This window comes from Burkholderia sp. Bp8984 (assembly GCF_003853755.1).
GTDB lineage: Bacteria > Pseudomonadota > Gammaproteobacteria > Burkholderiales > Burkholderiaceae > Burkholderia.
Genome location: NZ_QTQN01000070.1, coordinates 1 through 9,871 on the forward strand (window position 1 = coordinate 1; position 9,871 = coordinate 9,871).

Sequence of the window (9,871 nt, forward strand, 5' to 3'; positions counted from 1 at the left end):
ATGCCCGTCCTGCGGAACACGCCTTCCGCGTCGTGGGCTTTCTGGGCGAGGCTTGCAGGGTTCTGCGTGTCGAGCCATGCCTTGACTCGCGAATAGGGCGGGCGAACCTGATCGCCTGCAAGCATTTCGTCAAACGGTGCCATTGAATTTTCTCTTTTTCTGCGAGACGGCCTGCATCGGGCCGCAGGCCGTCCCCCGATTGCGCGTCGGCTCAGTTGTCGCCCTTCTCGAGCACTTGCCGTGTCAGCGTGACCGACGGAATCGTCGGCTTGAGCAACCCACGGCGCGCGCGACTGCTCAACCACTTCCAGCCGGCCACGAGCAGCAGTGCGACCAGCGGGATCGACGCGATCGTCCACGTCCCGTTCGGGTAGTCGAACGCCATCAGCACCAGCACGCCGAGCAGGAACAGCAGCGTGAGCCACGACGTCACGGGCGCGCCCGGCATCCTGAACGGCACGTCCTCCACTTCGCCGCGCCTGACCGCCGCGCGGAACTTCATCTGGCACACGACGATGAAGCCCCACGTGCTGATGATGCCGAGCGACGCGATGTTCAGCACGATCTCGAACACGCTCGACGGCACGAGATAGTTGAGCAGCACGCCGACCACGTAGATCGCGACCGTCACCAGAATGCCCGCGTACGGCACGGATTGCGCGCTCATTCGGCCGAGGAACGCCGGGGCCGAGCCGCCCATCGACAGCGAACGCAGCACGCGCCCGGTCGAATACAGGCCCGAGTTGAGGCTCGACAGCGCCGCCGTCAGCACCACCAGGTTCATCACCGAGCCGATGCCCGGCACGCCGAGCGCGCCGAAGAACGTGACGAACGGACTCTGGCCCGCCTTGTATGCGCTCCACGGCAGCAGGCAGACCAGCAGCACCACCGACGCGACGTAGAAGATCGCGATGCGCCAGATCACGTTGTTGATCGCGCGCGGCAGCACCTTGCGCGCGTCCTTGCATTCGCCGGCGGCGGTGCCCACCAGTTCGACGCCCGCGAACGCGAACACCACGCCCTGCACCAGCACCAGCGCCGGCATCAGTCCGTGCGGAAAGAAGCCGCCGTTGTCGGTGATCAGATGCATGCCGGTGTCACGGCCGGCGACCTGCACGCCCGTGCCGAGGATCACCGAGCCGATGATGAGAAACAGCACGATCGCGGCGACCTTGATCAGCGCGAACCAGAACTCCATCTCGGCGAACCACTTCACGCCGATCAGGTTCATCGTCGCGACGATGCAGAGCGCGACGAGCGCGAAGATCCACTGCGGCACGGCCGCGAACGGCGCCCAGTAATGCATGTAGAGCGCGACGGCGGTGATGTCGACGATGCCGGTCATCGCCCAGTTCAGGAAGTACATCCAGCCCGCGACGAACGACGCCTTCTCGCCGAGGAATTCGCGCGCGTACGACACGAAGCTGCCGCTGCTGGGGCGATGCATCACGAGTTCGCCGAGCGCGCGCAGGATCAGGAACGAGAACGCGCCGCACACCAGATAGACGATCGCGAGCGACGGTCCGGCGGCCTGCAGACGGCCGCCCGCGCCGAGGAACAGACCGGTGCCGATCGCCCCGCCGATCGCGATCATCTGCACCTGTCGATTGCCGAGGGTCTTGTGGTAGCCGGCTTCGTGCGATTCAAGCCAGCTGCGTTTGTCGGTTTCGCCGGTTGTCGACGGTTCGGGAATCGATGCCATGACGGTATCCTCGTGCACGGATGTAATTGGATTCATCCCGATCGCGAGACGATCGGGACCACCGGTACCGGAGGATCAGGGTGCGGATTCAAGCGCACCCATCCTGATTGCGATTCGCCGATCTTGGCGAAAAGCGCGGTATGTCGCGAACTTATTCAGCCGTAATTCCCATCACAAACAGAATGCGAATTTGGACTAGGCCTGTTCGAATTCCTGCATATGGGCCTCGGCCGTAGCGCCGCAAAGTGCGTCAGCGGGCTCGTCGCGTGCGATGCCGCATATCGCGCATGTGCGACTGTCGTTTCGGTTTTTCTGTTTCCACTTCCGACCGGGATTCATGCTGGTTCAGGGTCACTTCGGCTCGCCGCGGCTGCCGTGCCTAATCGAGATCGGCTGCGCGGCACCGCGCGCGATGACGTCCGGCCGGCATTGCCTCAAGCATCAGTGGGCAAAGAGATCGCGACCGACTATCGTGTGATGGACGCGCGCGCTGTGCGGATTTCGCGATGCGCGACGCACTCTGGCATTTCTCTCTTGCGTCGGTCCGATCCGGCAGCACTTCGCGTTGCCGAGACATCAGATGAACGCGGTATGTCGTCGCGCCATACTCAAAGAACGCCTCGCCACATGGCATGGTTGGACTGTCTCTTCCGCAGCCAACGAAGTAATCTGATAAGGATAACTACTCTTGATGAAGGCACGTAGCCTGCGCTTGTCAACTTGACATAGCCGTAGCAAGACGCTGCCGCGTACGCATCAGGCCGGTTTCCCGCCGCCGTCGCTCGGCGTTGCCGGCCCCGCATCGATCGCGACGCGATTCTTGCCGTCGTGCTTCGCGCGGTACAGCGCGCGGTCGGCGGCTTCGATCAGCGACGTCATCGGCGTGCCGGCCGCCGGCACGACGCTCGCGCCGCCGATGCTGATCGTCACGTAGCGGCCGGTCGACGAATGCACGTGCTCGAGCCGCAGCGCTTCGATCGCAAGGCGAATCTTCTCGGCGAGCAGGCGCACGCCGCCCGGCGACGTGCCCGGCAGCACCACCGCGAATTCCTCGCCGCCGAAGCGTGCGGCGAGATCGCCCGGGCGGCCGAGGCAGCTTTCGACGGTCGAGGCGACCCGCTTGAGCACGTCGTCGCCCGACACGTGGCCGTACGTGTCGTTGTAAAGCTTGAAGTTGTCGACGTCGATCATCAGCAGCGACAGCTCGCTGCGCTCGCGCGCGCCGCGCCGCCATTCGGCGTTCAGGTATTCGTCGAGATAGCGCCGGTTCGACAGCCCGGTGAGCCCGTCGGAATGCGTGAGGCGGCGCAGTTCGAGGTTCGCTTCGAGCAATTGCTGCTGCGATTGCCGCAGTGCGCGGTAGGCTTCGTCGCGCTGCAGCAGGTTGACGTACGAGCGCGAGTGGTAGCGGATCCGTGCGACGAGCTCGATGCGGTCCGGCAGCTTCACGAGGTAGTCGTTCGCGCCGGCCGCAAACGCGGCGCTCTTGATTACCGGTTCCTCTTTGGTCGACAGCACGATGATCGGCACGTCGCGGATCACCGGATTCGTGCGGTACGCCTTCACGAGGCTCAATCCGTCGGTGCCAGGCATCACGAGGTCCTGCAGGATCACGGTCGGCCGCGTTTCGACTGCGGCGGCGAGCGCGTCGTCCGAGCGCGGGCAGTAGTGGAAGTCGATGCGGTCCTCGTCGGCAAGCGCGCGCCGCACGGCCTGGGCGACGATCGTCTGGTCGTCGACCAGCAGCACCATCACCGGCACGTCGGTCGCCGGCGGCACCTGCAGGGTCGCGCGCGCGGCTTCGAGCGCCGCGCCCGCGCCGTCCGCGCCGTCCGCGGCGGACGTGCCGTTATCGTGGCCCGGGCGTCGCGTGGAGTCCCTAGTCATGTCGACACCCGTTGTTGCCATTGCTGTCACGCAAGTCCATTTCATTCAGTTCCCGACGAGCGCCGCCAGTTCGCCCGCAATGCGCTCGAGCGGCAGGATTGCGCGCGCGGCGCCGAGCGTCGCGGCGGCTTTCGGCATTCCGTAGACGGCGCTCGTCGCCTGGTCCTGCGCGATCGTATGGTAGCCCTTCATCCGCATCGCCTTCAGCCCGATCGCGCCGTCGCGCCCCATCCCGGTGAGCAGCACGCCGATCACCTCGCCGGGCCAGTGCTCGGTCACGCTGCTGAAGAACACGTCGACCGACGGCCGGTACGGCGTCTCGGCCGGCTCGCGCGTGTATTCGAGCGTGCCGGCGCGCGTGATCCGCAGGTGGTCGTTGGTCGCGGCGAGCAGCACGAACGACGGCTGCGGCCGGTCGCCTTCGCGCGCGATGCGCACGTTGAGCGGCGTCTGGCCGTCGAGCCATTGCGCCATGCCGTCCGCGAACGCCTGGTCGACATGCTGCACGATCACGATCGGCGCGCCGAAATCGGTGGGCAGCGCGCCGAGGATCGACGCAAGCGCGGTCGGGCCGCCGGCCGACGCGCCGATCGCGACGAGCTGCCCGCCGTCGCCGCGCGCCGTCGTGCCGGCGGGGCGGGCGGCGCCCGCCGGATTGTCGAGCAGCCGGCCGATCTGGTCGATCTTCGCGAGCAACAGCTGCGCGGTGTCGCCGTTCGCGCCTGCGCCGAGCCGCGGCGTATCGACTGCGTCGAGCGCGCCCGCGCCCATCGCCTCGTACACGCGCCACGCATTCGCGCCGATGCTGCTCGTCACGATCAGGATCGCGCACGGCTTGCCCGACGACATGATCCGTCGCGTCGCCTCGACACCGTCGAACTTCGGCATGATCAGGTCCATCAGCACGACGTTGGGCGGTTGCGCGGCGCAGAACTCGACGGCCTGCGCGCCGTCGGTCGCGACCCACAGCACGCGGTGCTCGGGCCGCCGCGCGACCGCGCGGCGCAGCGCCTCGACGGCGAGCGGAAGGTCGTTGACGATGCCGATGTTCACGGACGGGCTTCTCCTATCAGGTCGCGTACGGCGTCGAGCAGGGTTTCGTCGTGGAAGCTGCTCTTCGCCAGGTAGTAGTCGGCGCCCGCGTCGAGTCCGCGGCGGCGGTCCTCCTCGCGGTCCTTGTACGACACGATCATCACCGGCAGCGATTTCAGCGCGGCATCGCGCTTGATCAGCGTGACGAGTTCGATGCCGTCCATGCGCGGCATGTCGATGTCGGTCACGACGAGATCGAAATCGGCGCCGCGCAGCGCGTTCCAGCCGTCCATCCCGTCGACCGCGACGGTGACGGCATAGCCGCGCTTTTCGAGCAACTTGCGCTCCAGTTCGCGTACCGTCAGCGAATCATCGACCACCAGCACGTGCCGGCGCCGTGCGACGGCCGTGTGCTGCGCGCGCTGCACCTTGTCGAGCTGGCCGCCGCGCACGAGCTTGTCGACCGAACGCAGCAAGTCCTCGACGTCGATGATCAGCACCGGTTCGCCATTCTCCATCAGCGCGGCCGCCGCGATGTCCTTGACCTTGCCGAGCCGGCGATCGAGCGGCTGGATCACCAGCATGCATTCGCCGCGGAACCGGTCGACGGCGATCCCGTACGACTCCCATTCGTCGCCGATCACGACGGTCGCGACGCTGTCGCCCGCCTGTTCCGGCAGCGGTGCGCCGAGCAGCTGGTGCGCGGTGACGAGCCCGACCGGGCGGCCGTCGAAGCGGAAATGCTGCTGGCCTTCGAGCGTGTCGATGTCGGCGCGCGCGAGTTCGAGCGTGCGGCGCACGTGGGCAAGCGGGATCGCGTACGCTTCGCCGCCGACCTCGACGAGCAGGCTGCGCACGATCGACAGCGTGAGCGGCAGTTGCAGCACGAAGCGCGCGCCGCGGCCCGGCTCGGTGAAGATCCGCACGGTGCCGCGCACGGCCTTGACCATGTCGTGCACCGCGTCGAGGCCGACGCCGCGGCCCGACACATCGGTGACGCGGTCGCGCATCGAGAAGCCGGGGAGCAGCAGGAAGTCGAGCAGCTCGAGGTCGGACAGCCGCGCGGCCGTGTCCGCGTCGGCGAGCCGGCGCCGCACGACGCCTGCGCGCAGCGCGTCGAGATCGATGCCGGCGCCGTCGTCGCTGACGGAGATCAGCAACTGGCCCGCGCTGTGGCGCGCTTCGAGCGTCACGCTCGCTTCGGCCGGCTTGCCGCGTGCGATGCGCTCGTCGGGCGTCTCGACGCCGTGGTCGAGCGCGTTGCGCAGCAGGTGGCCGAGCGGCGCGTCGAGCATGTCGAGGATGTCGCGGTCGACCTGCGTCGTTTCGCCGACGATCGCGAATCGCACGCGCTTGCCGAGCGAACGTGCGAGATCGCGGACGATGCGCGGATACGCGTGCGTTGCGTCGCCGAACGGTCGCATCCGGCAGCGCAACGCTTCGTCGTAAAGCTGCTGCGCGAGATGCGTGCTGCGGCGGTCGAAGCGGTCGAGCTCGTCCAGGCGCGCGCCGAGCTGCAGCTGCAGGTTGCCGAGCCCCTGGCGCACATCGTTCAGCGACGCGAGCGCGGCCGGGTCGAGCCGCTCCGCGAGCGTTTCGACGAGCACGTCCAGCGAGCGCGCGACGTCGCGCTGCATCCGCTTGATGCGCAGGATCGAGCCCGTGAACGGCTTCAGCCAGTGCGATTCGACGAGCGATTCGCTGGACAGGCTCAACAGCTGATCGAGTTGCTCGGCGCGTACGCGCAGCATCCGCTGCGGATCGTGCCGGGGGGGCGGTTGGGTGTGCAAAGGCGGGGCGTCGGGCGCGACGGCATGCAAGCCCGGCGACGGATCGGCCGGCGGGTGGCGCGGCGGGCCGTCGCCGGTGCACGGCGATATCGAGACAAGGGCGGCATCGTCGGGCGCGGAGCCGATGTGCGGCGCTGCGGCGCCTGGTTCCGGCGCGGGCGGTACGGGCAGTGTAAGCGGTGTGAGCGACACCGCGCGTTCGGCGCGCTCGTCCGACGCATCGGTCGGACCCAGTGCGGCCAGCGCGTCGAGGTCCGCGCGCGAGATCGCCGCCGCCGGATCGGCGTTGCCGACGCGCAGCAGCAGGTCCACGCCATGCAGCAGTGCGTCGATGTGCGCGGTCGTCAGCGTCAGCTCGCCACGCTGCGCGGCAACGAAGCATTCCTCCATCGCGTGCGCGACGTCGACGCCGTCCTGCAGGTCGACGATGCGCGCGGCGCCCTTCAGCGAATGCGCGGCGCGCATGCACGCTTCCAGCGCGGGCGCGTCGCCGGGCGAATGTTCGAGCGTTAGCAGTCCACTCGCGAGCGCCTGCGTCTGCGTGTGTGCTTCGTCGCGGAATAGGTCGAGCAGCGACAGGCGCATCAGGTCGTCGTCCGTGCTCATCGCAGGCTCCTCGCAAGCGAGTCGAACACGCGATCGGTGTCCAGCACGCCGATCGTTGTATCGCGCCACGCGAGCAGGCCGCGCGTGTGCATCGCGGCCGCGTGGGTGAGCGTCGTCGGCACCGGCAGCAGCGCATGCGCCGCGAAGCGCAGCACGCCCTCGACCTCGTCGACGGGCAGCGCAACCGCGTCGCCGCGATGCTCGACGACCAGCATCCGCGCATACGCGTTGCGCGACTCGTGCGGTCCGGTCGCGTTGCGTTCGAGATTCAGCAGTACACCGAGGGATGCTGCGATCGTCAGCGTGCCGCGCACGTTGACGAGCCCGAGCACGGCGCCGTCGCGCCGGTGCGGCAGCGAATGGATCGGGCGCGGCCCATCGACCTGCCGCAGCGCGGCGGCGGGCAGGCCGAGCCATTCGTCGCCGACGCGGAACGCGAGCGCGGACTGCTGCGCTTGCGCATCGTCGGCAGATGCGGCGGATGCAGTGAGTCGTGCGTCTGCAGGGGCTGGCTGCGAGGTGCTGCGTGCGGCGCGCGCCGTTTCGGCGAGGTCCGCGTCGGTGAGCGGCCGGTCGAGCAGCTTCCCGGCCGCGTGTTCGAACACCGGGCAGTTCAGGCAGCGGGTGTGCACGGCAAGCCGCGGACACGAGCCGTCACCTCGCGTGCCGATGAGATTCCAGCAATCGTCGACGGCCCTGGCCGGAGCGCGATCGTCACGAGCGGCGTGGGTCATGGGTTCCGCCCGGTTCGCTGGTCCGGTCCGCCGTCGGCACGGCTGACGTGCCGCGCGCTTGCCCGCTGCGCACGCAGCATCAGTTGCCGGGCACCTGCCGCGTCACCTGCCGCGTCGCGCAGCGCGGCGAGATGGGTCAGGGCCTCATAGTGAGCCGGGTCGAGATACAGCGTCTTGCGATAAAAATCCTGCGCGTCCGCATCGAGGCCGCGCGCATCGGCGATCAGGCCAAGCAGGTAGAACGCGTCTGCGTCGGGGCCGTGCGCGAGCGTGAATGCGTGCGCGGCACGCTCGGCGTCGTCGAGGCGGCCCGTGTCGGCGAGCCGGCGGGCGTCGGCGAGCATGGGCGCCGGGGCGGCGGGTGCGCTCGGCGCGGCATCCGCGGCATCGGGCGCCGCCTGCGCGATGCGTGTCGCCGGCGGCCGCTGTGGCACGGCCGGCGGGCGGTGCAGGGTTGCCGTTGCGAAATGGTTTGCCATGGAGGGTGCCGCCACCGGGTGCCGGGGCGGCAACGTCTGCGGCGCCACCGGCTTCGCAGATGCCACAGACACAGTGGGCGGCCGCTCGCCATCGTTCGCGCCCGTGGCCGGAGCATCAGCCTGCGCCGCGCGATGGAACGCGAACGCGAGCGGAATGCGCGCGGGCGCCAGCGCATGCCGCATCATCAGCCCCGTCTCGGCCGGGCCGACGAAGATCGTGCCGCCGTCCGCGAGTTGCCGCTCGAGCAGCCGGATCGACTGGTCCTGAGCGTGTCGGTCGAAATAGATCAGCACGTTGCGGCAGAAGATGAAGTCGTAGCGCGTGTCCGCGTCGAGCGGCAGGTCGAACAGGTTCGCCTGCACGAAGCGTACCGGTTCGCGCACCCGCAGGTCGAGCTGCCAGCCGCCGATCGTTTCGCTGAAGTGGCGGTCGCGGAATTCGAGCGGGTGGCCACGAAATGCGTTGCGTCCGTAGACGCCGGCCCGCGCCCGCTCGATCGCGCGTGCGCTGATGTCGATCGCGTCGATCGCGAAGCGTGACGGGCCGATGCCGGCGTCAAGCAGTGCCATCGAGATTGAATACGGCTCCTCGCCGGTCGAGCACGGCACGCTCAGCACGCGCAGCGTGCGCGCCGGCTCGCGCACGAGCCGCACGTCGGCGATCCGCGCAAGCGCGACGAATGCCTCGCGGTCGCGGAAGAACCACGTTTCCGGCACGACCAGCGTTTCGATCAGCGCCTGCCGTTCGTCCGCGGACGCATTCAGCCGCTGCCAGTACGCATCGATCGCGGCGCCACCGGCGGCCTCGGCGACGTCGTCCGGCATGCCGCCGGCGGGCCGCGGTGTGTCGGGCGCGTCCGGTGCATCGGCCTGCGTGACGCGTGCGCGTTCGGCAACCGCGCGCGCGAGCGCACGATTGCCGAGCGTCGCCGCATCCATCCCGGTTTCACGCGCGAGCCACGCTTCGAATCGAGGGTCGTTGGCGTTCATCATGGCCATCATCCGGCAAGCGCCTGCGCGGGCGGAAACAGCAATGCGCGCGCGTCGTCATCGAGCATCTGCTCTACGTCGATCCGCTGCACGAATCCCGTCGCGTCGGCGGCGACCGGCCCGAGCCAACGCGCGTGCGGCGTCGCGATCCCGCTGTCGGCGAATTGCGCGGGCGCGAACTCGCGCACCTGCGTCGCGTGCTCGACGATCAGCCCGAGCCATCGATCGGCGCCGTCCGCCTCGTGTTGCTGCGCATAGCGCACGACGACGAGCCGCGTCGATCGCAGCGCGTGCGCCGCGCGCCCGAGCGCGAGCCGCGGCACGTCAATCACCGGCACCAGCTTGCCCCGGTGATCGATCACGCCGGTGAGCCATGGCGGCGTACCCAGCATCGACTTCACGGGCGCGAGCGCCAGCACCTCGACGATCCGCGTCGCATCGAGCGCATAGCGTTCGCCGTCGAGTTCAAAAAGTAGGAAGAGCATCGTGTCGTCCGCACGAAGGCCGCGTGCGTCAGCCGTCGATCTTGAAGCGCGACACGCCGGTGCGCAGGTGGTTCGCGACGAGCGTCAGATCGTCGATCGCCTGCGACGACTGGCGCAGCGATTCGGCCGTCTGCTGCGCGGCTTCCGACAGCTGCGACAGCGCCTG

7 protein-coding genes are annotated in these 9,871 nt (G+C 68.8%); all 7 read right to left on the bottom strand.

Translation table 11 applies throughout. The features are described 5' to 3' along the window. Nucleotides 1–211: 211 nt before the first annotated feature. Nucleotides 212–1,702 carry an L-asparagine permease gene (gene ansP, locus DID98_RS35140; RefSeq protein ID WP_124530291.1) on the bottom strand — a complete coding sequence of 497 codons (1,491 nt, stop codon included), beginning with the start codon at nucleotides 1,700–1,702 and terminating at the stop codon, nucleotides 212–214. A 756-nt stretch (nucleotides 1,703–2,458) separates the two neighbouring features. Then, the gene (locus tag DID98_RS35150) at nucleotides 2,459–3,589 is read right to left on the bottom strand and encodes a diguanylate cyclase (protein ID WP_124524422.1); all 1,131 of its coding nucleotides are present in this window, start codon (nucleotides 3,587–3,589) and stop codon (nucleotides 2,459–2,461) included. 45 nt (nucleotides 3,590–3,634) lie between these two features. Beyond that, entirely contained in the window at nucleotides 3,635–4,642 is a 1,008-nt protein-coding gene (locus tag DID98_RS35155) for a chemotaxis response regulator protein-glutamate methylesterase (RefSeq protein WP_124524423.1), read from the bottom strand. Then, nucleotides 4,639–7,017, bottom strand: a complete 2,379-nt coding sequence (locus DID98_RS35160) for a hybrid sensor histidine kinase/response regulator (RefSeq protein WP_124524424.1) — start codon at nucleotides 7,015–7,017, stop codon at nucleotides 4,639–4,641. Before DID98_RS35160 ends, DID98_RS35155 begins: the two co-directional genes overlap by 4 nt. After that, complete coding sequence (locus DID98_RS35165; RefSeq protein WP_124489842.1) at nucleotides 7,014–7,751, bottom strand: chemotaxis protein CheW; 738 nt, start codon at nucleotides 7,749–7,751, stop codon at nucleotides 7,014–7,016. Before DID98_RS35165 ends, DID98_RS35160 begins: the two co-directional genes overlap by 4 nt. Further along, complete coding sequence (locus tag DID98_RS35170) at nucleotides 7,748–9,220, bottom strand: protein-glutamate O-methyltransferase CheR (RefSeq protein ID WP_124524425.1); 1,473 nt, start codon at nucleotides 9,218–9,220, stop codon at nucleotides 7,748–7,750. The genes DID98_RS35165 and DID98_RS35170 overlap by 4 nt, the downstream gene beginning before the upstream one ends. An 8-nt stretch (nucleotides 9,221–9,228) precedes the next feature. Beyond that, nucleotides 9,229–9,705 (bottom strand): chemotaxis protein CheW, encoded by a 477-nt coding sequence (locus tag DID98_RS35175; RefSeq protein ID WP_124489841.1) that lies wholly within the window; start codon nucleotides 9,703–9,705, stop codon nucleotides 9,229–9,231. Nucleotides 9,706–9,871 lie beyond the last annotated feature (166 nt).